Raw genomic sequence first — 22,662 nt, 5'->3', positions numbered from 1 at the left:
GTTTATTGTCTCTGATGTCATTCGCTTGGTTATTCTGGTTGCGTTCCCAGCGATCTCTTTGGTGCTGCTTGGTTAAAGCTGATGAATAATAAGCTTTAGAATTAATCTCTTTAGGCCATATCGTTATTATAACGGTATGGCTTTTTTGTGGATTTTGTATAAGACTGTTTACTCCAATGCTACCTTGTTAGATTTAGATGGTAATGCTCAGACAAATGATTAATAGTATTTAACATCTTAATTTTACTAATTAAATGATATTGGCGTATCAGTTCTTAAGATTATAAGAACACTGAAGATGTAGTAAACTGGTCACCTAAAATGTTGAATATATGAAATATTATAAGTAGAGATAGTCATGGCAGTTGATTTTAGTAATACCTTGATAGTTGCAATTTCTGCAACAGCGCTATTTGATTTATCAGAATCAGAAAACCATTTATTGCAATTGTTGCAACAAAGGCCTGATAATGCCGTCAAAGAATTTCGTGATTATATGGCAGTACGTGAGAATGATGATTTGAACATAGGTGCAGGTTATCCGCTCATTCAGGCTCTTCTTAATTTAAACAACTACAATCAGCCACCAATAGATTCAGATGTTGAAGCCCCTTTAGTAGAAGTTGTTATTGTCTCAAAAAGTAGCCCTGATACTGGTATTCAAGTACTCAATGCCATACGCGCTCATGGACTAAATATATCACGTTCAGCTTTTATCTCTGGCAGTCCGGTTGCACCTTATATTGCAGATTTTAAAGTAGACCTATTTTTGACTACCAATCGTGACGACGCGCAACAAGTTGCAGATGCTAATATCTGTGCTTGTGCGATACTTGATGCCACGCCTGTAGATACCTATGAGCTTGATACTGAGCAGTTGCGTATAGCTTTTGATGGCGATGCTGTACTGTTTGACGATTCAGGAGAGTTGTTATATAAGCAACAAGGTTTGCAGGCTTTCCATGAACGTGAAGCATTGATGCGTGATTTGCCGATTGAGAAAGGTCCTTATGCTGAACTGTTAATTAAGCTTTCAAGCTTACAGGAACGTTTACCAGCACGGCTCGATCATTGTCCAATAAAGATTGCGCTAGTGACAGCTCGTAATGCACCCGCTGATTTACGCGCTATCAAGACGCTACGTGAGTGGGGCGTAGATGTTGATATGGCATTTTTCTTAGGAGGGCTTGAAAAAACAGCAGTACTTAAGACCTTTGCACCGCATATCTTTTTTGATGACTCCATTCAGCATATTAACGCGGCTCGTCACTTTGTTCCTACTGCATTGGTGCCTTATCACTCAACGTCTTTACTATATGCTAATAGTTATTTAACTGCTAACAAAGATACTTCGCTATTACCCTTTACCTCCGCACAGCCTGTTATTTCTTCTGTAGACCATTAATATAAAGTTAAAAGAGAGGATCAAAGATGAATTGGCGACAAGTATTAGCATTGGTGATGGTTCGACTTAAGCAGGTTATTGGCTTATATGCTTTTGTACTTGTACCAATGTGGGGGATGTTTTTTTTAAATGAGTTTGTATTATTTGGACTGTGGAATATTTTTGGTATTGTGCCACGTGCATTAGACATAGGCAGTATGATCGGCATAGTTGCTTCATGGACAATGCATGGTAATTTTTCTCACTTACTCGGTAACACAGTAACCTTATTACAGATTTTATTTTTGTTTGGGTTTTTTGAAAACAACGCTTATCGCACCGTTTTTAAATTGGTTGTCGCCTCAGGAGTAGTTACGTGGGTCATTGGTTCGCCATTATCCATACATATCGGTGCTTCAGGGCTGTGTTTTGCCATGCTCGGCTATATGATAGGGGGAGCCTTATTCGCTAAGCGTTGGGGTTACTTACTGGCCTGTATTGTCATGGGAACAGGTTATTGGCTTATTATCAAACAAGGACTGATGCCACAGTCTGGTATCTCTTTTGCCGCGCACTTTGGCGGTTTATGCGCCGGCTTGCTATTAGGAGCAAACTCGAAGCATCATTATACGAGTACGACCGTTCGTAGTTAGGCTTTAGTGGGGCAGACGCTGGTATATAGTAGCTCATCTTTTGCCAAGTCTCGCCATGCAGTTGTTTGTCTCACATGCTCATCAATTGTAAGCGTACTGCCTTTTTCTGGTAGTACGTAATCTGCACGTGCAGGAACACTACAGTCTATAACTTGTGGAATTTTCTGCACACTCCTACGTCTTTCAAACAAATACAAATTGACCAAATATATATCCGAGTTGTCCAGCTGTACGCTCGCATTATCAACATCTGCTGCTATAAAGCGTAATATTTGTGGTTTAACGTAAGACCATGGACGAAACCATTCTGTACTTTCAGCTGTTTTAATAACGGTTACACCTTCAGGGAGCTTAGCGACTTGCTGATGATACCAGTTATATTCTTGATGAATCTGAAAACTAAAGATACCAATAGCGGCAAATAGAGGGATTAGCCATTTTGGTGCGCGTTTACCAGCCAATTTACTGAGGTGAGTTATGATAAGTGCTAATCCAGCCATACCAAAGGCAGCAGCTATGGTGGCAATAAACTCAAAAAGCATAAAATATTCCTTAACATAATAGCCATGTTTGATAAGAGGCATCTAACAAAGTAGAACATATCAACTCTTGTGAGATAATTATTAATTATGAGATAAAAAAATCACTCACAAGCAGTTACTGCCTGTGAGTGATATATAATAACAAAGCATATATCATTGTACGTAAGACTAGTGATCTATTGCACCACCAGCACCGCGCGGAGAACGTACGCTCTCAACCAATTCTTGAATATGCATCGGTGGAGGCGCAGTAGCGTAAGATACCACAAAGGCTACGATAAAGTTAAGTAGCGCACCAATCGCACCAAATGATAATGGCGAGATACCAAACAACCAATATTCAGCAGTATCAGGGAAGTTGGCAGTACCACTAATAAAGAACCAGCCTTTGAAGACAAATATGTAAACCAAGGTCGTAAGTAGGCCGGTAAGCATGCCACAAATAGCGCCTAAGTTATTAATGCGCTTGGAGAAAATACCCATCATTAGCGCTGGGAACAGTGAGGCACCTGCAATACCAAAAGCCAATGCAACGACCTGTGCGGCAAATCCAGGTGGATTTAGTCCGAGCCAAGTAGCCACAACAATAGCGACCGCCATAGAGATACGAGCGACTTGTAACTCACCTTTATCAGTGATGTTTGGATTTAAGTTACGTTTGATTAGATCATGACTAATGGCTGATGAAATTGCGAGCAATAGACCTGCTGCTGTCGATAATGCTGCTGCCAGGCCACCTGCAGCAATTAGACCAATAACCCAAGGTGGAAGCTGTGCAATCTCAGGATTCGCCAATACAATGATATCATTGTTGACATCAAGCTCGTTACCAGCCCAGCCAGCATCAGCAAAGCGACCATCAAGCTCTTGATCATGAGCGTCTTGTGCTTTTGCTACCGCCGCAGTAGCTGCAGCAACGTCGCCTCCTTCAGATTCAGCTGCTGCTAATGCCAACTTAGCATTACCAAGACCACTATCAAAGTATCTTTGAATACGGCCATCGTTATTTAGATCATTATACTTAATGAGACCTGTATCTTCCCAAGTTTTCATCCAATCAGGACGCTGATTGTACTCAAGCGCAGGCTGATCAACCCCTTGCGGGTAAATAGTATCGTTTAAGTTTAGACGCGCCATAGCACCAACTGCAGGGGCTGTAAAATATAGCAAAGAGATAAACACTAGCGTCCAACCTGCAGTCCAACGCGCATCAGCCACCTTAGGTACAGTGAAGAAGCGAATGATAACGTGCGGTAGACCTGCTGTACCGATCATAAGCGACAAGGTAAATAACACCATATTAAGCTTATTAGGCACATCAGCAGTATAAGCTTCAAAACCTAAGTCAACCACGATCTGGTCAAGCTTAGTTAATAATGGAATACCTGATTCTACGTGTGTTGAAAATAAGCCTAATCCTGGAATAGGGTTACCAGTTAGCTCAAGTGAGATGAAGACCGCAGGGATAGTATATGCAATCATCAAGACCACATACTGCGCAACCTGTGTATAAGTAATCCCTTTCATACCACCTAGTACGGCATAGAAGAAAACCACGACAGCAGCAATAATCAGACCCGTATCATTCTCAACTTCTAAAAAGCGTGAGAAGGCAACACCAGCACCTGTCATCTGACCGATAACGTATGTGGTAGACGCCACAATCAAACAAACCACGGCAATCATAGCTGCAGTCTTAGAATAAAAGCGATCGGCAATAAAATCAGGAACGGTAAACTTACCGAACTTACGTAAGTAAGGAGCAAGTAACATGGCTAGTAGAACATAACCACCAGTCCAACCCATTAAATAAGTGGACGCACCATAGCCACCTGCTGCAATAAGACCTGCCATAGAGATGAAAGACGCCGCACTCATCCAATCAGCCGCGGTCGCCATACCGTTGACGACAGGGTGAACGCCGCCGCCTGCCACATAGAACTCACTGGTCGTCCCAGCTCGAGCCCAAATAGCAATACCGAAGTAGAGCGCGAAAGATAGCCCTACAAAAATAATATTAATGACATACTGACTCATGGCTTATTCCTCATCTACGCCGTATTGTTTATCCAACTTATTCATACGCCAAGCGTAGAAGAAAATTAAGATAATGAATATACCAATGGATCCTTGCTGCGCAAACCAGAAGCCTAAGTCAGCACCACCGAATTGAATTCCTGCAAGTAGCGGACGTAATAAAATAGCAAAGCCATAAGAACATAGAGCCCAGATAACAAGGCTACCTAAGATGAGACGGACATTGGCACGCCAATAACCGGATGGGTCGTTGTGGTTTTCCATAGGACAACTCCTTTTGCCTGACATAAATACAAGACTAATAATTGAGTTTTAATAAGTCATTATGGTTTAGCATATACTGTCTAAAGCTGTATCGTTTATAGCGAAAGAATAGAGCCACAGGGTACAAAAAACTAAAACAGAATGACCAATCAATATTATTAATCAAAAATTACCAACAACATGGATAAGCTTGAGGCGATTTCTTGTAACACTAAAATCTTATAAAGATATAATCACTGGTGCAATATCGCTGACAATGTAACGTAGTAACGTATCTTAGAGAACAGCGTAATTTAAAAATTCAAAGGAGGTTTATATAAATTAACACTCCGTCGTTTTTATCCAACCTTTTGAATATTCTGTTTGTTAAACTCTATTTGACTTGTATCTGAGGTAGATAAAGTTAACAATACAAATTTGATCATAAATAAGTTTATTATTGATTAAACAACATCACTGTAATCGTTATTTTTACACATATGTTTTACACTTGCCAAAACTAAAAATGTATATAAGAATTATAGACAACTACAAAATCTGTACATCTGTTATAAAAGTCAAATAACAATATTGTTATTATTAAACTGGTTAGTCATAAACTTATTAGGAATATATACAATATTTACTCAATTAACAATAATTAAATGTAAATTACTTATTGTAACTAAATGTTTATTTAGCAGAAACTTAATATTAATTATGGTGCTGATTGGAACAAAAACGATTTCTCAACTATCGTTTTAGACTGAAAAATAGTAAATTTCCTTGTTATCTTAATGGTTATATTCACTTTACGCCATTTATTTTATAAAAAAATTAACGTAAGTAGTAACGTAGGTTGATAGGGGGCACGCGAATAATGATAATTTGACTAAATTCTTTGTATATTTAAGAGAATTATGTTGGTTTAAGCTTATTGCCTTCTAGTCGGTTAGAGTAAAAGAGCCAAAACACTCATAGTGAGTTAAAATATAGATACAGGAATGTTCGGTTTGGTTACAGCCAATGTAATCATATAAGGCATTTTAAGAAAAGATCGAAGATAACCTTCGTAGTAACGGTTACTGATGGCGTTGCGCTCTGGCTTTAAAGACAGCGCTAACTACAAAACCATCGGACAAACAATATAAGCTTATGATGCAGTTTACAGCATCACTAATATATGAAATGAAGGTGAAAGTATGGGCGAAGGGATAGCAAGTTGGTTTAACAATATCGTAAATTACGGTGTTAGTATCATTTGGGGTAATAACGATTGGTTAATTGTTAATAACCCTTGGTACGGATTATTAATGTTCGTATTAATTGGTGCAGGTCTTTATTTTACAGTGGTCACACGCTTTATTCAGTTCCGCCATTTTGGACATATGTGGAAACTATTACGTGTGTCTAATCAAGGCCGCAAAGATGGTGGTATCAGCTCGTTTGAAGCTTTGATGACCTCTCTTGCTGCACGGGTTGGTACGGGTAATTTGGCAGGGGTCGCGATAGCCATTTATCTTGGCGGGCCTGGGGCTGTGTTTTGGATGTGGATGACTGCAATCGTTGGTATGTCGACCAGTTTTATCGAGTCGACTTTAGCGCAAGCATACAAAGTACCTCATAGCGATAACGTGTACCGAGGCGGACCCGCTTACTATATCGAAAAAGGCTTAGGTAAACGCTGGCTTGCGATATTTTTCTCCATATGCTTGCTCGTTGCGTTTGGTTTGGCTTTTAATGGTGTTCAATCAAATACTATCGCACAGGCAACCAACGAAGCATTTGGTATTCCTACGTGGATGACGGGCGTAGTATTGGTGGTATTGGTCGCACCAGTAGTCTTTGGTGGATTACGTTCGGTCGCGCGTATTGCAGGTAAAATTGTCCCAGTAATGGCCATTTTATATATATTATTAGCGCTATTTATTATCGTCACTAACTTTAGTCAATTTCCATCTGCTATCGCATTTATTGTCAAGTCCGCATTCGGTTTTGAGCAAGCAGCAGGCGGTGTCATTGGTTATGGTATTGCTCAGGCAATGATTAACGGTATCAAGCGTGGTCTTTTCTCCAACGAAGCCGGTATGGGTTCAGCACCTAATGCTGCGGCAACTGCTAAAAGTTATCCAGATCATCCAGCGGTGCAAGGCTTTATGCAAATGCTAGGTGTCTTTATGGATACATTGATTATTTGTACTGCCACAGCCTCCATCATTATTCTGTCAGGTGTGGTTGATCCAAACGTTGAACAAGAAGGTATTCAGCTAACGCAGTTGGCTTTATCACAGTATGTTGGTGATCTGGGTGTTATATTCGTTGCTATTGCTATTTTCTTTTTCTCATTCACCTCTATCATTGCTAATTACAGTTATGGTGAGTCTAATCTTGAGTTTATCTCTGGTGCCAAAAACGCCAAAGTTATGATTATGATTTTCCGCTTTATGGTATTAGGGATGGTGTTCATCGGTGCCATCGCAAGTCTACCTGCGATATGGAACTTTGCTGATTTATCTATGGGGCTTATGGCCTTAACCAACTTAACAGCCATTCTAATCCTATCACCTGTGGCACTTAGAATATTACGTGACTATGAACGTCAAGTAAAAGAAGGCAAAACTGGAGACCAAATCAAATTTGACCCTGATGACTTTGTTAAGTTGAAAGATGAGGCAAATCGTGATGCTTGGACCGACTAAGCTTTATTTTAATAATTAGATAGATAAGTATAAAAAACCGCCCTTAACGATAAGGGCGGTTTTTATTGGAAAGTAGCTAGCTGTTTATAATGAAAATTATCTAAAACATGATTTACATGTTTGGATAGTTAGGACCGCCGCCGCCTTCTGGCGTTACCCATGTAATGTTCTGTGACGGATCTTTAATATCACAAGTTTTACAGTGGACACAGTTTTGCGCGTTGATAACAAACTTTGCGCCTTCAGCGTCTTTTGTCACTTCATAAACACCAGCTGGGCAGTATAAACGTGCAGGTTCAGCATACAACGGTAAATTAATAGACACAGGTACTGTCGGATCTGTCAGTTTCAAGTGTGTGGGCTGGTTTTCTGCATGATTGGTGTTGGAGATAAATACTGAAGACAATTTATCAAAGACCAGTTTACCATCAGGTTTAGGATATACGGGCTGATATGCATGAGCTGCACGCTCTAGCTGATCGTAATCCTTTAAATTATCATGAATAGTCAATGGCATTTTGCCACGTAGGATATTTTGTTCGATGAAGTTAAAGGCACCACCCATCCATTGGCCCATACGGTGCATCGCAGGCGCGAAGTTACGTGCTTCATAATTATCTTCATAAAGCCATGATTCTTTGTACATCGTGCTGTATGCCACCACATCATCATGCTGACGATCGGCTTGTAGTGCTTCAAAGATGGCTTCAGCTGCAAGCATGCCTGACTTCATTGAAGTATGTGTGCCCTTGATTTTTGCTGGATTCAAAAACCCTGCATCATCACCCACAAGTACCCCACCTGGGAAAGTGAATTTTGGTAAAGAGTTTAGACCGCCTTTGGTCAAAGCGCGCGCACCATAAGAGACGCGTTTACCATCTTCTAGGATATTGCGAATAAGCGGATGTAACTTTAGACGTTGCATTTCATCAAACGGTGACATGTATGGATTAGAATACGATAAGTCAATCACCATACCAAAGCTAACTTGATTGTTTTCGTCGAAATATAACCACCAGCCGCCTGTCGACCCCGTGTCAGTTAAAGGCCAACCTGAGCCATGCATGACCACACCCTGCTCATGTTTATCTGGTGCAATTTCCCATAGCTCTTTTAGACCGATACCATAATGCTGCGGATCAGAGTCTTTATCTAGGCTAAAACGGCTAATTAAGCGTTTGCCAAGGTGACCACGACAACCTTCAGCAAAAATAGTATATTTTGCCAGTAATTCATAACCTGGCTCAAAACTGGCTTTGGCTTCACCATCGGCGGCTACGCCCATATCACCGGTCAAGATACCTTTTACTGACCCATCATCGTTGTATAAAATATCAGAAGCTGGGAAGCCTGGGAACATCATAACTTCCAGCTCTTCTGCCTGCTCAGCAAGCCAGCGTACAACATTGGCCAATGAGACAATATAGTTGCCTTCGTTATGCATACTGGCTGGTACGATTGAGTCCATCAGCTTGGTACTTTTAGTCTCAGAACCTAGCATGTAAACACGGTCTTCGATAGCCGGCACGTTTAAAGGCGCGCCTTTAGCTTTCCAATCAGGTATCAATTCGTCCAAAGCACGTGGCTCAATCACCGCACCTGATAACGTATGTGCGCCAAACTCAGAGCCTTTTTCGACAACACATACCATAAATTCGTCATTGCCTGCTTCAATGGCAAGCTGACGTAAGCGAATAGCCGCAGACAGACCTGCAGGACCGCCGCCGACGATAATAACGTCGAACTCCATCGATTCGCGCTCAATTTCAGGCTCTACTGGTTCAGGCTCAGGTGCTGTATCAGCAGGTGCTTTATCAACAAGGTTGTCTTCAGCGGCTTCTTCTTTGGTAACTTCTTCAGTGACAGCAGCCTCAGTTGACGCTTTTTCAGCAGAGTTGTCTTCTACATTGTCTTGTGTATTTTCTGGCGATTCTGTCGTGGATGTATCTACAGTACTTGGTGCGTCAGTATTAACGATATCAGCATCAATGACTGGCGTTTGTTTATCTTGCTCTTGCATACCTACTCCTAAACTCTATAGTGGCTTATCTCTGGGTATCACGTTCGCACTTAAATAATATGCTTGCGACACAAGTACCTCTCAGACATATGGCTGCCCGATAAAAACTGTCTTTGCGGCTTTAATCGACAATATCTTCATTGAGATCATATTAATGAACAACATAATAAAGGACAATCAAAACGACATAATTATCGTCATTTTAATAAAATTCGTTACTCATTATAAAAGAAAAGTCCTATAAACACGATACGCATTTATAGATATCAGTGTTAAGGTAAGACTAATACGATGAGCATCTAAAGTCTAATCGTTTTATCATACCCGAAACTATAATTAATAATAGTGCTGTCGTTATCAAACTTTGATGAATATTAGGAAACAATGCTATGAGCAGTAACACGATTAATGAGACTAGTGATATAGACATGACAGCTATTGATGATAGTAAAGGTAGTAAGGATAGTGGGCAGAGCTCTCAAAGTCTAAACAACTTAGACTCTCTAAGCCACTATCTAAAATCATCCGCTGGTACTCGTCAAGGACGTTCTATACCTCCGCTTGATAAATGGCAACCAGAGCAAACGATAGATATGGATCTAGTCATCAAAGCCAATGGAGAATGGTGGCATGAAGGGGTCATGGTGACCCGGCAGTCATTGATCAGCTTGTTTGCTACCGTCTTATGGAAAGAACAAACCAACAGTACTACTGAGTATTTTTTAAAAACCCCAGTCCAAAAGTTACGTATTCAGGTCGAAGATGTCCCATTATTGATTAATGATGTAGGTATCGTGACTGAAGAGGGGGTAAGTTGGTTAGAGTTTACAACGACGACAGGTGATGTGGTGCGTTTGGATAACGAGCATCCGATTGAGCTGCGTTTATACAAACCAAGCACACCGCAAAAAGAAACTGCAAAAGAGCAAGTGCGCCCTTATATGCTTGTCCGCAATGGTTTAACGGCATTGATCGGCCGTAATACATTTTATCATCTCACAGAAATTGGTCAGTTGACAGAGCAAAACGATGAAGTGATACTGACCTTACAGAGTGGGGGACAGTTTTATCAGTTACTCATGCCTGATAATTAATTTTTACTCATTATAAACATGGATTACCGATTGGGTGCGTCAGACGTTGGTATGCTTTAAAATAAGTCTTTTATCAAACAACATGGCAATACATACATTGTGAATCAACATATAAATCTTGCTAAGCTCGCTCTACACCATGATAGTAGTACTAAGCTATGAGTACTGTTGATGCTGTTTTGCCTTCAGTGACAAATAGACTTGTTACCAACGCTAAAGACATATCGGTCAATTCAACCAACTATAAATGTGGTATGAAGGGCGAAAACGACTCAGCGCCGATTGGTCTTTTCGACTCAGGTGTGGGCGGGCTATCAGTTTATCTGCATTTAGCGCAGCAACTACCAGCCGAACACTATATCTATTATGCCGATACATTACATGTACCCTACGGCAATCGTGAGAGTCAAGATATTGAAAAACTAACGCTAGTAGCAGTAGAATGGCTGTACCAAAGAGGCTGTAAGTTGATCGTTATCGCTTGTAATAGTGCGTCTGCACACGGATTAGAGGCCGCGCGTCGACATTATCCAAACCTTCCTATTGTGGGTTTAGTCCCAGCACTCAAACCTGCTGTCATAGCCAGCAACAGTGGTCATGTGGCCGTACTGGCCACCAAAGCCACCTTAGATGGGACGTTACTCAATCAAGTCATTACTGATATAGCGATCCCTAGCGGAACTCAAGTAACCAAATACTTTGATCCGCAATTGGTGCCATGGGTAGAGTCTGGTATGACAGAGACGTCTGAGGTCGCGCAGCGTTTACGTCAGCAGCTACGACACTTTGCACATGCTAAGGTAGATTATTTGGTATTAGGATGTACGCATTATCCTTTTTTCAAAGATTTTTTGATTCATGAGATCAAAGCCCAACAGTTTGCCATACAGGTAGTAGACTCAGGACAAGCGATTGCCACGCGTGTCCAGTCTTTACTCGCTGAAAAAAAGCTATTGGCTCAAAAGTCTTTAGTGGCGACTTGTCATAACAGGCCGCCATTGGTTTTTTATGCAACCAAACATGATGAAAGGCTAGATAAGTTGGTGTCGTGTCTTTTAGGTGAGCATATACAAATACAGTATATGCTTTAACTGTTAAACCAATTGTTTAAATGTGCTTTTCTGACAGTTCAAGATATTTAGCAGTTTGATATACTATCGTTACTAGAATAATTGCCACAAATCAATCACAAATCGTCCATACTTTGCTAAGATTGTGCTAAGTTTATATTTATAAAGCCTGCATGTTTGGGCACTTTTTTATGTCATTATTATCACTGTCGTTGTAGGGGGTATATTGCAAAGTCGTCGCTATCACGTCCATATAATATGCGTAGCTCATGAGCAACCGTTGGTACTAGACGGTTTGGCAGTGTTTTTTCAATCTCGTGCGTTCTTGACCTATGACGTCTCACCTAGACTGCCGCAAGCTTCTTTATATGGCCGACAATCTGTTGACGCTTGTGATTACGCGATCGTCGTTATCGGTGACAGCTATGGTACAACACAAAATCTAGGTGTTAGCCAAATGCATCTGAGTTATCTAAGTGCAAGGGCCAAGCTAAAACCTATGTTTGTGCTAGTTAAATCTCAAACTCGCTCTGTCGATGTGGGTCGTCAATTACACGACTTTACCCGCTTGGTGGAGCAACAAGTAGAAGACATCTATTATTATGATGACAATACCAATATTGACGAGCTTCTTAAAATCGCTTATGACAATATAACTGCCGAATTAAATGGGGTACCAAGCCGGACAACAATAGATCGTAGTACCAAAGATTCTATCACTCAGAGTCATGTGACGCCGCGTGACTTTGGGTCAACATCGAGCACTTTTACTAAGGTAAGTCGTAAGCCTCGTGATGATGATAATCTCGATAGCCAATCAGATGAAAGTATTGATGCAACGGATAACATCACACAATCCATTGATTTATCAGAAAAATTTGACATGCAGTACAGTGCTCAAGCCTACGAAGGTGGTAACTTAACTGATATCACAATGTCAACGAGCCTGACTTGGGAGCAAATATTACATGCGCTGGCACGCATGCCTGGAACCTTTTCAAATCATGGTTTGCAAGGTTGTCTAAATCGTCTAATTACCATTAAGGCAGACAAAGACATTAAAAAAATGATGCCTAATGTCCATGCAGTTTCACGCTGCCAAATTGCTCAAAATGATTTGAATAAGTTACAAAGCCTATTGGTGGCTGCTAATTGGATTCAGTTGACAGCGTCCGGTGCAAAGGCATCACAAGAGTTATGGAAAATGACTTTTTATGCCAAAAAAATATATAAAGATAGCAATATGTGAGTACACTAAGGTTTATATGGGTTAGGGCGCAATCATCACGTCATCGTCTAGATTTATTCATGATCATAAATAGGTAGAAGTAACAAACAAACTGTATTTTGCCACAACGATAATAGGCTACGTTTTGTAATACAAAGCATACGAGGCAGTAGTTGTTAATTTATCATAGACTAGCGATAATAAGACAGTAGATAAAGTATATGCTACTGAATAAATGAATGTAGATAATATTTATAAATATAAAAACTTATAAAAATATTTTATTAAGCATAATTTTGAATACTGAACCAGATATTTTAAACCATTAAAGGAGAGCGTAATGACTACTGGCAAACATGATGATTTAACTCATGAACTCGACGGCCTTGAAAAAGCCATGCACGATGCTGATCAGTTTCGCACACTAGAAGAGCAAGTGGCAGATATGAAGCGTCGTGGTATTGACCCTACAAAAGCTTATAAAGATTTAGATAGAAAAGCTGAAGATGAGGATTGGGGCGATGCAACTTGGAAAGAAAACGGTAAGTGGGAGCCTAAGACACCAGCTGATTTAGATGACAAAGCTCGTGAAGAGTGGGGCGGCGACAATGGCAAACCAAACCCTCCCCCTATTGTTTAAATCCTCCTAAGTATCTACTTTATTGACAGAGGTTTTAAAATAGCCTAATAAATCAGCAAAGAAAAAGCCACGTTAGGTATAGCGTGGCTTTTTTTTGACTTGCTATTGCAACCTCTATAGCTACGACCCTTCATCAACTCTGATTAAACGAGTTACGCCATCATTACCAACTACGCGGCGATAACGAATGTTGCTTGAAGGTTGATTTGGTGACGCATACGAAGGCGTGCTTGGCGTAATCGTCGTTTGCTGTTGGATCAGTTGACCCATACGATCAGCAGATGCTGGTGTTAGAGGCCTACTATTTGCGGGCTGACCATAGTGGTTGCTCTCTTGAACCCTATGAGAAGTAGTATTACCCATAATCAAACGATGGAATTTTTGTCCTGCACGGCCATCAGCTGGAAAAATACCACGACTGGTTTGATATTGCTGAATAGCAGTACGCGTATTATCACCGATGATGCCATCGACACCGCCAATATCGTAACCTGCGTTTAACAATGCTTGCTGGATATCTTTGGCTTGTTGACGGCTGATACCTGGGTCATCCGTCGGCCATGCGGTAATGAAGTCAGTTTTGCTACTGTCCTCTTTAGTGATTAAGTCTGATAAATGGGCAATCGCAAGCGCATAGTTTTCTGAGGCATTATATGAGTAAAACGTATCGAAGTTTTTACCCACTAAAAAAGCAGGACCATCCTTGCCAGCAGGCAGTAATAAGCCAGCACGATTCAAGTCATAGGGTAGCGGACGACCGTTAGTAAGGGTTAAGCCTTGATTACGCCAGTGGCTCATCGATTTTTTATCTTTGCGATTGGATGCTGCCCAATAACCATCGGGAAGTTTGACTTCATAACCCCAAGGTTCGCCTGTGCGGTAGCCACGATTGTCCAAGAAGTTGGCGGTAGAGGCCAGCGCATCGGGTACGTTATTGACCAAGTCGCGGCGACCATCACCATCAAAATCCACTGCCAACTCTAAAAAGGTGCTCGGCATAAACTGTGTCTGCCCAAAAGCGCCTGCCCATGATCCAGTCATATCACTTGGTGCAATATCACCGCGTTGTACGATTTTGAGCGCATTAGCAAACTCGCCCTGAAAGTAGCTTTGGCGACGATCAAAACAAGATAAAGTTGCTAACGACTCGAACAATGGTTTTTTGCCTAAGGTCTGTCCAAAGTTGGATTCTACGCCCCATACACCTAGTACATGCTCAGCTTTTACGCCATAACGCGACTCGATTTGACGTAGTGTATCCGACCACTGACGCTTGGCGCGAATACCGTCTTCTACGCGCTCCTTGTCCACTAACGCTGACAAATAATCCCAAACGTCTTTTTGAAATTCTGGTTGATAGTTAAGCGACTGAATGACGCTCGGATCAGGCGCGCTTGGACGATAGTTATTAAAAGTATAACTGTCCACCCCGCGGAACTTACTCGAATTTTTTAAATTATCCAAACATTGCTGAAATTCACTATTAGATAAGTAGGGGGCATCAGGTTTGGCTGCTTGTGAAGTGCTGGCAAGGCTTAAGCCAATTGCAGCGGTTAACAAAGAGAGAGTAGAGAGCTTATTCAAACGCATGAAAGTATCCTATAAAATTTAAAGAGGCTATCAAAAAAGATAGGTAAAAAGGGATAGTCAAAAGAGCGACTAAGAAGAAAAACAAGAAAATATGAGGTGACAATAGTGCATTATAATAGCAGGTTTTAGAGTAACCAATATTACTAGTAAAGAAAAAGTATTGAAGCCTGAAGGTTATAAATAACTACTATATAAGTGGACGAAGGGATAAGGCTAGAGTTATCGTCTATATAATAATGGCAAACACTATAGCTTTTAAATTGGCTCATGTTCTATGTATGTCCAAAACTAATCAATCACTCAAAACCTCATTCAACTCGTCAATAAAACTGCGAATACGCTCAGCATTTGTGCCCAAATCGCTACCGCCAACCCGTGATTTACTGCGAATATCGACCAGATGTTCGCCACCTTCATCAGTTACCCGTATGACGATATCATCTTTAAAACCAAACCACGTCGTCGAATCGGTCGCCTCAACGATACCAGTGCTAGCATCAACATTTACCAAATCCCAGCCCAAGTTAACAGCGGCTTGTTCGGTAGCTTTCACTAGTTCAGACTTTGATTGCGTATAAGTTAAGGTTTGCAGTTCAGGATAAGCGTTGCGTTGTTGCTTTGCCGTCTCTTCACCAGCATATTCGACTGGGTTTGGTGCATCGGCACGTAGAGGGACAATAGCCACAAACTTAGGTGGGTTTGTTAGGTCAGTTGAAATATCATGAATAGGCGGTACGTTTTTGGCAGTATCCATCATACTAAGCGGCACAATGATAGCAATCGCAGAAAATATCACTGCTACCAGTGCGCTACTAAGTCTGACAGTGTTACGTTGAAATAGTACTTGTATACCCAGCAGTACGAGTGCAGCGATACCAACAAACACACCAAATTTAAATCCTGTAAAGGCAGTACCTAGGTCAACGACACCATATTTATAAAGCGGACCTGGTAATGCGACCAGCGAAAAGGCGATTAAGCTTACGAGACTAACTATAATTTTCATCAGGTTTCTCCGTTATGATTGAATCATTGCTTAACCACTATTTCGTCGTTAGAGATAGTTAATCTTGTTTATTATTTAATAGCCAAACATGCTCGGTCACTGTCATCTCAGGATTGGCATTTAAGGTGGCAGGTTCACCTTCAAGCTCGGCTATTTGATAGTGATCACTATAATACTGCTGGATTTGATCATGACTAATTGAGAACGGCGGGCCTGCCCATTCATTTTGATCATAGTTTAAGGTAAGTAACAGTTGAGATGCGTGATGGCTGAGCTGCTGAATCTGATCGCTATATTTTGGACGCGTATCAGCGGGTAGGGCGATTAAAGCAGCTCTATCATAAACTGCATCGATATCACCGATATCATCAGCGGCCAGTGCAAAAATATCAGCAACCCATAACGTGATGGTTTGTTCTGCAAGCTGACCTTGATAATATTTGATCGCTGGATTATCCGCATGCTGATGTACCGTAGGGAAGATATTTTGTTCAGCAAAAAATTCTTGGATGGCGGTCTCAACCAATTCAACCCCGACCACATCATGGCCATGCTCTGCTAGCCATACCATATCAATAGACTTGCCACATAATGGAACCAGTACACGACTACCAGCAGGTAAGTTTAAATGGTTAAAGTATTTTATGAGTAATGGATTAACTTCAGACTGATGAAAGCCAATACGACCTTCTTGCCAACGCGATTGCCAGAATTCTGAGTTCATATAACTACCCCAAAAAGATTAATGTCCTAAAAATATCAATGTGCTAAATATTTATCGTTACCAACTATCATACCGCTAAATGCAATAAAAAAGCCAAGCGTATTAACCCTTGGCTTTTAAAGCTTACAAGATGGCTGCCAGTATTTAGCTCACTATGTATTTACTGAATTCTTTACGTAGTTTTGCAAGCTTTGGTGGTATTGCAAAGTTGCAATAGGCCTGTCCTGGATTTCTATTAAAAAAGTCTTGATGCGACTCTTCTGCCTTATAAAATTCCATAGCTGGATGTACTTCTGTAACGACATTAACGCCCATATCACGTAGTTTGTTAATGGTACGGTCGACGGTTGGTTTTTGCTCTTCGTCAGTATAGAACACCACGCTACGATACTGGCTACCGACATCATTACCTTGACGATCTTTAGTAGTGGGATCATGAGTGGCAAAGAACACATCAAGCACCACTTCTAACGGTACGACAGTCTCATCAAACTCAACTTTGATAACTTCGACATGTCCTGTGTTGCCACTGCAAACCGCTTCATAATTAGCGGATACAGCATCACCGCCCATATAGCCTGATACAACAGATTGCACGCCTTTCACTGATAAAAATACGGATTCGGTGCACCAAAAACAGCCACCGCCTAAGATAATGGTTTGCATAATTTTTCCTATTGTTATACCTGTTATTATAAAAATGAGCTAAGGTCTTTATTTGGTTACAATATCTGCATTTTTCAATGCTTAATCGTCCTTAGCAATACTCATTCAGCTTAGCAGGCAAGCCTAACGTGATAAGTAACAAACAGTAATGTTATAATGAGCTTTTGCTACGTTAGTCTGCTCTGGAACAATGACATCTGTCTTATATAATCAATGAGATATAACATCTGTTCCTTAACAGCCAAATGCTACTGAGATAAACTTTCTTTTCATGCTGCTCTGCCTAGAGGCTGCGAAAAATCCATCTTAATAGTATTTTTTCGGTTTTAAAGAGAATTGACTAAAGCATTAATCGAATTTGCTGAATAATTCCTAAGCAAAGTTCCATTGTTAAAAACCAAAAATGAGCCACCCCATGAGCCAACCCAAGCCTGCTATCAAACATGACACCTTATTTGATAAACCGTTTACCACGCCACTCGATAAAGCGGCGCGTTTTTCTTTCGATGAGCAAGTAGTGGCGTGCTTCCCCGATATGATTCGCCGCAGTGTGCCTGGTTATGGTCAAGTGCTGGCGATGCTACCCATATTTGCCCGTCGTCATTGTAAGTATCGTCAGCAGAGTGAAAGTGGTCAGCGTGTCAGTCGCATTTACGATTTGGGCTGCTCGCTGGGTGCTGCCAGTATGACACTGGCAGGTGAGTTTGAGCCACAAGATTTACAGATTAAAGCCATTGATATTTCACCTGCGATGACAAACGAGGCAACCACATTATTGAGTGATAATTATCCTGAGCATGATATTGAAGTTATCACTGCGGATATTCGTGACGTCAAGCTTGAGCCATGTGATATGGTGATTCTTAATCTAACGCTACAGTTTTTGCCAGCCGCTGATAGGGTAGCGGTATTGGAGACTATCTATAATGCGCTAGAGGAGGGTGGCATACTGGTCCTGACCGAAAAGACCCATGCGTTTGATGAGCAGTACGATGCGTGGTTGGTTGAGCGTTATTATGATTTTAAACGCGCCAATGGCTATACCGAGATGGAGATTAGCGGCAAACGTAATGCGCTAGAAAATGTCCTGATCACCGATACTTTAGATGAGCATCATCAGCGTTTAGACCAAGTTGGTTTTCAGCGTCATCTGACCTGGTTTCAGTTTTTAAACTTTGTTTCTGTTGTAGCGTTTAAATAGCTATCTAAATTATTGACTCATCTTTCCATTTTTATCAAACATGGTTTTTTATGATTAATGACACCATTGCTAACGCCGAACGTGAACTGTATTTAACCTTATTGACACTTGCGCAAGAAAAGCCCAATGCTTATGAGTGGCTTAAGCAACTGCCAACATGGCTGGGTGATATAAAAGACAAAGCCAACTATGCGCACGCGCCTGCTTACCAAGCATCGGTGGCGCGTTTGCCAAATTTAACCGTTAATAGTGTCGATCTAAACAGTGATGTACTGACGATTGAGGCAAATCTGAGAGAGTCTCAGCGCAAACAAACAACGGCATTGCTTAAGCAGCTCATGCCATGGCGTAAAGGGCCTTTTCAAATTGGCGATGATGAGTCAGGTATTAAGATTGATACTGAGTGGCACAGTGATTGGAAATGGCAGCGGGTCGCACCGCATCTGGGCACGTTAAAAGGTCGGCGCGTATTGGATGTAGGTGGCGGCTCTGGCTATCACGGTTGGCGTATGGCAGGGGCAGGGGCAGATACAGTCATTATCGTAGATCCGTCATGTCTGTTTTATCATCAGTTTATGGCGATTCGTCATTTCGTTGGTACTGCCGATGCTCATGAGACAGGCCGCTACCGTACCCATTATATTCCTGTACCACTTGAGGCCTTGCCTGCCAGTAGCGACCAAGGCAGTCAGCTATTTGATACGGTATTTAGCATGGGTGTGCTTTATCATCGTCAATCACCGTTTGAACATTTGCAACAGCTCAAAGGCCAACTGGTAAAAGGTGGCGAGCTAGTGCTTGAGACCTTGGTTATTGAGGGCGATGCCAATACCGTGCTGGTACCGCATGACCGTTATGCGCAGATGAATAACGTATATTTTTTACCATCGGTGGCGGCATTAATCGGTTGGTTAGAAAAGGCAGGATTCACTGACGTGCGTTGCGTTGATGTGGCAGTGACCTCGACTGAGGAGCAGCGCAAAACCGAATGGATGACGTATCATTCGTTAGCAGATTTCTTAGATTCTAATGATGTTACAAAGACTGTAGAAGGTTATCCTGCACCGATGCGTGCGACCATCATTGCCAAGAAATAGCCTGATTAAGAAATAATATAACCTCTGACGTGTAGCTTTTGGGGCTTAATTTGGTATTTTAAGATGGGCTTACCGATGTGATTATTCACTATGTATTGAGTCATGTTTCGTACTCATTGATAATCAAAGATTAAAGTAGCCATTTATCAAAGGCAACTTCCAATAAAATTTTGAGCACAAAGCCCATAAAACCTGCTCCTAGTGCTAAAAATATCCAAAAAGTACCTGCACGGCCCGCTTCGGACTTTTTAGTGATGTCCCAAACAATAAAGAATAAGAATGCGATAAATATAGGTAATAATACGTACAGTCCCCAACTGGTGACGGTACTAGCGGCAATAGCAAACATAGCATAATCCTATAAAGTGGTAATGTGCCCTCTATTTATATCTAAATTTTATAGCTTTTTTTATAATAATCGACCTAATGAGCGCGTCTTACCACTCATAATATGAGCGGTGACAAATAGAAGGCACGACAAATAAATAGAAGGGTACAATATAAACAGCTATTATAACGCGGAAATACATAGGTATAAACTACCGCTATGGATGAGGCAACAGGAACGCTACAATTGACATGACTGCTCCGTCAATACTACTGGTCAAGGTTACTTAACGCTTCACACTTGAATATAATATAAGCTGAATAATCAGGCTAACTTAGCCATTACAAGACCACTAAATAGACAAATGTACCAATTGATGATCTGCTTTAGTATAAGCATAAGATTTTAGCGCTAATTTCGGTGCAAATAGTGCAATAAAGTGCAAAGATTGTTATATTTACAGGTTACTTATTTTTTTATATTATTTTATTCCTTCAAATGTCGGGCGCTATTATAATAAGCAGTTATCGACTGTGCGCACCCTCCTATTTTATACTGTTTTTTGTTGTTTATTTAACTGAGTTAAAATCCCTATGTCACAAGCCCAAATCGATACGCTAGCATCACTATTTGATGATGCTATTCGCACCCTACAAGCAGATGGCACGTTGCCAAATGATTGGCAGAATAATAGTCAAATTACCCGTACTAAAGACCTTAGTCATGGTGATTTTGCCAGTAATATCGCGCTCACAGCCGCCAAAGCTGCTAAAGCCAATCCACGTCAATTGGCTGAAAAAATCGTCAATGCGCTACCTGACAATCAAAATATTCGACAGGTAGAAATTGCAGGCCCAGGATTCATTAATGTTTTCTTAAACGCCGAAGCTAAGTTTGCGGTATTAGATGATATCTTTAAACGACAAGAGCGCTTTGGTTTAAGCGATCAATTTGAAGGACAAAAAGTACAAGTTGAGTTTGTGTCGGCAAATCCAACATCAAGCTTGCATGTCGGTCATGGGCGCGGTGCAGCCTTTGGTATGAGTGTGGCAAACTTGCTTGAAGCAGTTGGCTATGACGTCACGCGTGAGTATTATGTCAATGATGCTGGTCGTCAAATGGATATTTTAGCGACCAGTACGTACTTGCGTTATTTGGAGGCCAATGGCGAGCAAATAACGTTCCCAGTCAACGGTTATCAAGGAGAGTATGTCCGTGATATCGCCCAAACATTAAAGACACAGCATGGTGATAGCTACGTACATAGCTTTGCCCAAGTCGCTAAAGAAGTAGTAGAAGATGCGCAGTTTGAGGTAAACGCTGATGGTGAAAAAACACTGCTATCAGGTGACAAAGAAGCGCATATTGATGGCTTGATTAACAATAGTAAAATCTTACTTGGTGCCAGCTATGAGCTGTTTTTGAATGCAGCGCTTAGTAGCATTTTGGCTGATATCAAAGATGATTTAAACGACTTTGGCGTACGCTATGAGTGCTGGTTTAGTGAGAGATCGATTGACAGCGAGATTGAGCCTGCTCTACAAGTATTAGATGAAAAAGGCTACTTGTACGAAAAGGACGGCAACATTTGGTTTAAATCGACTGATTTTGGTGACGAAAAAGATCGTGTGGTACGCCGTGCCAATGGTCAGACGACTTATTTTGCCTCTGATATCGCTTACCATAAGAACAAATTTGAGCGTGGTTTCGATAAGGTCATCAATGTTTGGGGCGCAGATCACCATGGATATGTACCGCGAGTAAAAGCAGCATTATTGGCGCTTGGTATCGACGCTGAACGTCTTGATGTTGTATTGGTACAATTTGTGGCCTTATGGCGTGGCAGTGAAAAAGTGCAAATGTCATCACGTTCGGGTAAATTTGTCACTCTACGTGAGCTACGTCATGAAGTAGGTAATGACGCGGCACGTTTTTATTACGTGGCACGTAAGCCTGAAGTACACGTTGATTTTGATTTGGAGCTTGCTAAATCACAAAGCAAGGACAATCAAGTTTATTATATTCAGTATGCACATGCACGTGTTTGCCGAGTATTGGAGAAGCTACAAAATAATGGGCTTGTGGTAAACGATACAATTGGTTTGGAGCATCAAAATCTGCTCACCGCTCCCAATGAAGATGAGCTTATTAAATTGCTGGCAGGATATCCTGCGACATTGTTACGATCTGCGACAGGTTACGAGCCTCATGTATTAACCAACTACCTAAAAGAGTTGGCGGCACTGTTTCATGGCTGGTATGACAGCAATCGTATTTTGCCTGTGAGCTTAACGTCAGGTGAAACACCAACCCAAAGCGAGATTGATTTGATGCAAGCACGTTTGCGCCTATCTAAAGCGGTACGTCAAGTGTTGGCTAATGGGCTTAGTTTATTAGGATTGTCTGCACCGTCTAGCATGTAGTATAAGCGCAGACGTCA

The 22,662-nt window shown here is 41.2% G+C and carries 19 protein-coding genes; 10 read left to right on the top strand and 9 right to left on the bottom strand.

Annotation, left to right across the window (positions count from 1 at the left end; all coding sequences use genetic code 11):
* Positions 1-358: 358 nt before the first annotated feature.
* Together ACS8FC_RS12425 and ACS8FC_RS12420 are read left to right on the top strand one after the other, a co-directional pair.
* Positions 359-1,405 carry a 5'-nucleotidase gene (locus ACS8FC_RS12425; protein WP_299221694.1) on the top strand — a complete coding sequence of 349 codons (1,047 nt, stop codon included), beginning with the start codon at positions 359-361 and terminating at the stop codon, positions 1,403-1,405.
* A gap of 26 nt (positions 1,406-1,431) precedes the next feature.
* Positions 1,432-2,037 carry a rhomboid family intramembrane serine protease gene (locus tag ACS8FC_RS12420; protein WP_439297027.1) on the top strand — a complete coding sequence of 202 codons (606 nt, stop codon included), beginning with the start codon at positions 1,432-1,434 and terminating at the stop codon, positions 2,035-2,037.
* Here the strand turns inward: ACS8FC_RS12420 and ACS8FC_RS12415 are convergent.
* The 3 genes from ACS8FC_RS12415 to ACS8FC_RS12405 all read right to left on the bottom strand — a co-directional run bounded on the left by ACS8FC_RS12415 (position 2,034) and on the right by ACS8FC_RS12405 (position 4,880).
* Positions 2,034-2,579 (bottom strand): hypothetical protein, encoded by a 546-nt coding sequence (locus ACS8FC_RS12415; protein ID WP_439263607.1) that lies wholly within the window; start codon positions 2,577-2,579, stop codon positions 2,034-2,036. The two genes, ACS8FC_RS12420 and ACS8FC_RS12415, sit on opposite strands and share 4 nt — an antisense overlap.
* Positions 2,580-2,747: 168 nt before the next feature.
* Positions 2,748-4,616 (bottom strand): sodium:solute symporter family protein, encoded by a 1,869-nt coding sequence (locus tag ACS8FC_RS12410; protein WP_439263605.1) that lies wholly within the window; start codon positions 4,614-4,616, stop codon positions 2,748-2,750.
* Positions 4,617-4,619: 3 nt separating this feature from the next.
* On the bottom strand, positions 4,620-4,880 hold the full coding sequence (locus ACS8FC_RS12405) for a DUF4212 domain-containing protein (protein WP_299221704.1): 261 nt from the start codon (positions 4,878-4,880) through the stop codon (positions 4,620-4,622).
* A 1,181-nt stretch (positions 4,881-6,061) separates the two neighbouring features.
* Between ACS8FC_RS12405 and ACS8FC_RS12400 the strand changes: the two genes are divergently transcribed.
* Positions 6,062-7,558, top strand: a complete 1,497-nt coding sequence (locus ACS8FC_RS12400) for an alanine/glycine:cation symporter family protein (protein ID WP_439263603.1) — start codon at positions 6,062-6,064, stop codon at positions 7,556-7,558.
* 112 nt (positions 7,559-7,670) lie between these two features.
* On the opposite strand, the gene ACS8FC_RS12395 is transcribed toward ACS8FC_RS12400, so the two are convergent.
* Positions 7,671-9,308 (bottom strand): electron transfer flavoprotein-ubiquinone oxidoreductase, encoded by a 1,638-nt coding sequence (locus ACS8FC_RS12395; RefSeq protein ID WP_439263616.1) that lies wholly within the window; start codon positions 9,306-9,308, stop codon positions 7,671-7,673.
* 659 nt (positions 9,309-9,967) lie between these two features.
* Here ACS8FC_RS12395 and ACS8FC_RS12390 point away from each other — a divergent pair.
* The 4 genes from ACS8FC_RS12390 to ACS8FC_RS12375 all read left to right on the top strand — a co-directional run bounded on the left by ACS8FC_RS12390 (position 9,968) and on the right by ACS8FC_RS12375 (position 13,610).
* Positions 9,968-10,672 (top strand): DUF1285 domain-containing protein, encoded by a 705-nt coding sequence (locus ACS8FC_RS12390; RefSeq protein ID WP_439297026.1) that lies wholly within the window; start codon positions 9,968-9,970, stop codon positions 10,670-10,672.
* A 254-nt stretch (positions 10,673-10,926) separates the two neighbouring features.
* Complete coding sequence (gene murI, locus ACS8FC_RS12385) at positions 10,927-11,763, top strand: glutamate racemase (RefSeq protein WP_439297028.1); 837 nt, start codon at positions 10,927-10,929, stop codon at positions 11,761-11,763.
* A 205-nt stretch (positions 11,764-11,968) separates the two neighbouring features.
* Positions 11,969-12,991, top strand: coding sequence for a DUF4062 domain-containing protein (locus tag ACS8FC_RS12380; protein ID WP_439263599.1), 1,023 nt, complete (start codon positions 11,969-11,971; stop codon positions 12,989-12,991).
* A 319-nt stretch (positions 12,992-13,310) separates the two neighbouring features.
* The gene (locus ACS8FC_RS12375) at positions 13,311-13,610 is read left to right on the top strand and encodes a hypothetical protein (protein ID WP_058369554.1); all 300 of its coding nucleotides are present in this window, start codon (positions 13,311-13,313) and stop codon (positions 13,608-13,610) included.
* A gap of 120 nt (positions 13,611-13,730) precedes the next feature.
* Here ACS8FC_RS12375 and ACS8FC_RS12370 read toward each other — a convergent pair whose 3' ends face one another.
* From ACS8FC_RS12370 to msrA, 4 genes are all read right to left on the bottom strand, one after another.
* A complete protein-coding gene (locus tag ACS8FC_RS12370; RefSeq protein WP_439297025.1) occupies positions 13,731-15,200 on the bottom strand; it encodes a lytic murein transglycosylase in 1,470 nt (489 codons plus the stop codon).
* Positions 15,201-15,492: 292 nt separating this feature from the next.
* Entirely contained in the window at positions 15,493-16,206 is a 714-nt protein-coding gene (locus ACS8FC_RS12365) for a DUF1499 domain-containing protein (protein ID WP_439297024.1), read from the bottom strand.
* 58 nt (positions 16,207-16,264) lie between these two features.
* Complete coding sequence (gene tmpT, locus ACS8FC_RS12360) at positions 16,265-16,930, bottom strand: thiopurine S-methyltransferase (RefSeq protein WP_439297023.1); 666 nt, start codon at positions 16,928-16,930, stop codon at positions 16,265-16,267.
* Between the two features lie 144 nt (positions 16,931-17,074).
* A complete protein-coding gene (gene msrA / locus ACS8FC_RS12355) occupies positions 17,075-17,596 on the bottom strand; it encodes a peptide-methionine (S)-S-oxide reductase MsrA (protein WP_439297022.1) in 522 nt (173 codons plus the stop codon).
* Positions 17,597-17,999: 403 nt separating this feature from the next.
* Here msrA and cmoA point away from each other — a divergent pair, with 403 nt between their 5' ends.
* Both cmoA and cmoB read left to right on the top strand, forming a co-directional pair.
* Complete coding sequence (cmoA, locus tag ACS8FC_RS12350) at positions 18,000-18,797, top strand: carboxy-S-adenosyl-L-methionine synthase CmoA (RefSeq protein WP_439297021.1); 798 nt, start codon at positions 18,000-18,002, stop codon at positions 18,795-18,797.
* A gap of 50 nt (positions 18,798-18,847) precedes the next feature.
* Entirely contained in the window at positions 18,848-19,894 is a 1,047-nt protein-coding gene (cmoB, locus tag ACS8FC_RS12345; RefSeq protein ID WP_439297020.1) for a tRNA 5-methoxyuridine(34)/uridine 5-oxyacetic acid(34) synthase CmoB, read from the top strand.
* Positions 19,895-20,024: 130 nt separating this feature from the next.
* Here the strand turns inward: cmoB and ACS8FC_RS12340 are convergent, their stop codons facing one another.
* Positions 20,025-20,243, bottom strand: coding sequence for a DUF2788 domain-containing protein (locus ACS8FC_RS12340; protein ID WP_058369544.1), 219 nt, complete (start codon positions 20,241-20,243; stop codon positions 20,025-20,027).
* 572 nt (positions 20,244-20,815) lie between these two features.
* Here ACS8FC_RS12340 and argS point away from each other — a divergent pair.
* Positions 20,816-22,645 carry an arginine--tRNA ligase gene (gene argS, locus ACS8FC_RS12335; protein WP_439297019.1) on the top strand — a complete coding sequence of 610 codons (1,830 nt, stop codon included), beginning with the start codon at positions 20,816-20,818 and terminating at the stop codon, positions 22,643-22,645.
* The last annotated feature ends 17 nt before the right edge of the window (positions 22,646-22,662 follow it).

The organism is Psychrobacter sp. 1Y4 (genome assembly GCF_051847555.1).
The sequence above is the reverse complement of the archived record's forward strand: the minus strand, read 5'-3'. Positions and strand labels throughout refer to the sequence as shown.

What these genes read in the sequence shown, in the direction of transcription:
- ACS8FC_RS12375 (WP_058369554.1), top strand. Translation starts at nt 13,311, where the DNA reads ATGACTACTGGCAAACATGATGATTTAACTCATGAACTCGACGGCCTT.
- ACS8FC_RS12410 (WP_439263605.1), bottom strand. Translation starts at nt 4,616, where the DNA reads ATGAGTCAGTATGTCATTAATATTATTTTTGTAGGGCTATCTTTCGCG.
- ACS8FC_RS12340 (WP_058369544.1), bottom strand. Translation starts at nt 20,243, where the DNA reads ATGTTTGCTATTGCCGCTAGTACCGTCACCAGTTGGGGACTGTACGTA.
- murI (WP_439297028.1), top strand. Translation starts at nt 10,927, where the DNA reads ATGAAGGGCGAAAACGACTCAGCGCCGATTGGTCTTTTCGACTCAGGT.
- argS (WP_439297019.1), top strand. Translation starts at nt 20,816, where the DNA reads ATGTCACAAGCCCAAATCGATACGCTAGCATCACTATTTGATGATGCT.
- ACS8FC_RS12405 (WP_299221704.1), bottom strand. Translation starts at nt 4,880, where the DNA reads ATGGAAAACCACAACGACCCATCCGGTTATTGGCGTGCCAATGTCCGT.
- msrA (WP_439297022.1), bottom strand. Translation starts at nt 17,596, where the DNA reads ATGCAAACCATTATCTTAGGCGGTGGCTGTTTTTGGTGCACCGAATCC.
- ACS8FC_RS12395 (WP_439263616.1), bottom strand. Translation starts at nt 9,308, where the DNA reads ATGGAGTTCGACGTTATTATCGTCGGCGGCGGTCCTGCAGGTCTGTCT.
- ACS8FC_RS12425 (WP_299221694.1), top strand. Translation starts at nt 359, where the DNA reads ATGGCAGTTGATTTTAGTAATACCTTGATAGTTGCAATTTCTGCAACA.
- ACS8FC_RS12420 (WP_439297027.1), top strand. Translation starts at nt 1,432, where the DNA reads ATGAATTGGCGACAAGTATTAGCATTGGTGATGGTTCGACTTAAGCAG.
- ACS8FC_RS12365 (WP_439297024.1), bottom strand. Translation starts at nt 16,206, where the DNA reads ATGAAAATTATAGTTAGTCTCGTAAGCTTAATCGCCTTTTCGCTGGTC.
- cmoA (WP_439297021.1), top strand. Translation starts at nt 18,000, where the DNA reads ATGAGCCACCCCATGAGCCAACCCAAGCCTGCTATCAAACATGACACC.
- ACS8FC_RS12415 (WP_439263607.1), bottom strand. Translation starts at nt 2,579, where the DNA reads ATGCTTTTTGAGTTTATTGCCACCATAGCTGCTGCCTTTGGTATGGCT.
- ACS8FC_RS12390 (WP_439297026.1), top strand. Translation starts at nt 9,968, where the DNA reads ATGAGCAGTAACACGATTAATGAGACTAGTGATATAGACATGACAGCT.
- ACS8FC_RS12370 (WP_439297025.1), bottom strand. Translation starts at nt 15,200, where the DNA reads ATGCGTTTGAATAAGCTCTCTACTCTCTCTTTGTTAACCGCTGCAATT.
- tmpT (WP_439297023.1), bottom strand. Translation starts at nt 16,930, where the DNA reads ATGAACTCAGAATTCTGGCAATCGCGTTGGCAAGAAGGTCGTATTGGC.
- ACS8FC_RS12400 (WP_439263603.1), top strand. Translation starts at nt 6,062, where the DNA reads ATGGGCGAAGGGATAGCAAGTTGGTTTAACAATATCGTAAATTACGGT.
- cmoB (WP_439297020.1), top strand. Translation starts at nt 18,848, where the DNA reads ATGATTAATGACACCATTGCTAACGCCGAACGTGAACTGTATTTAACC.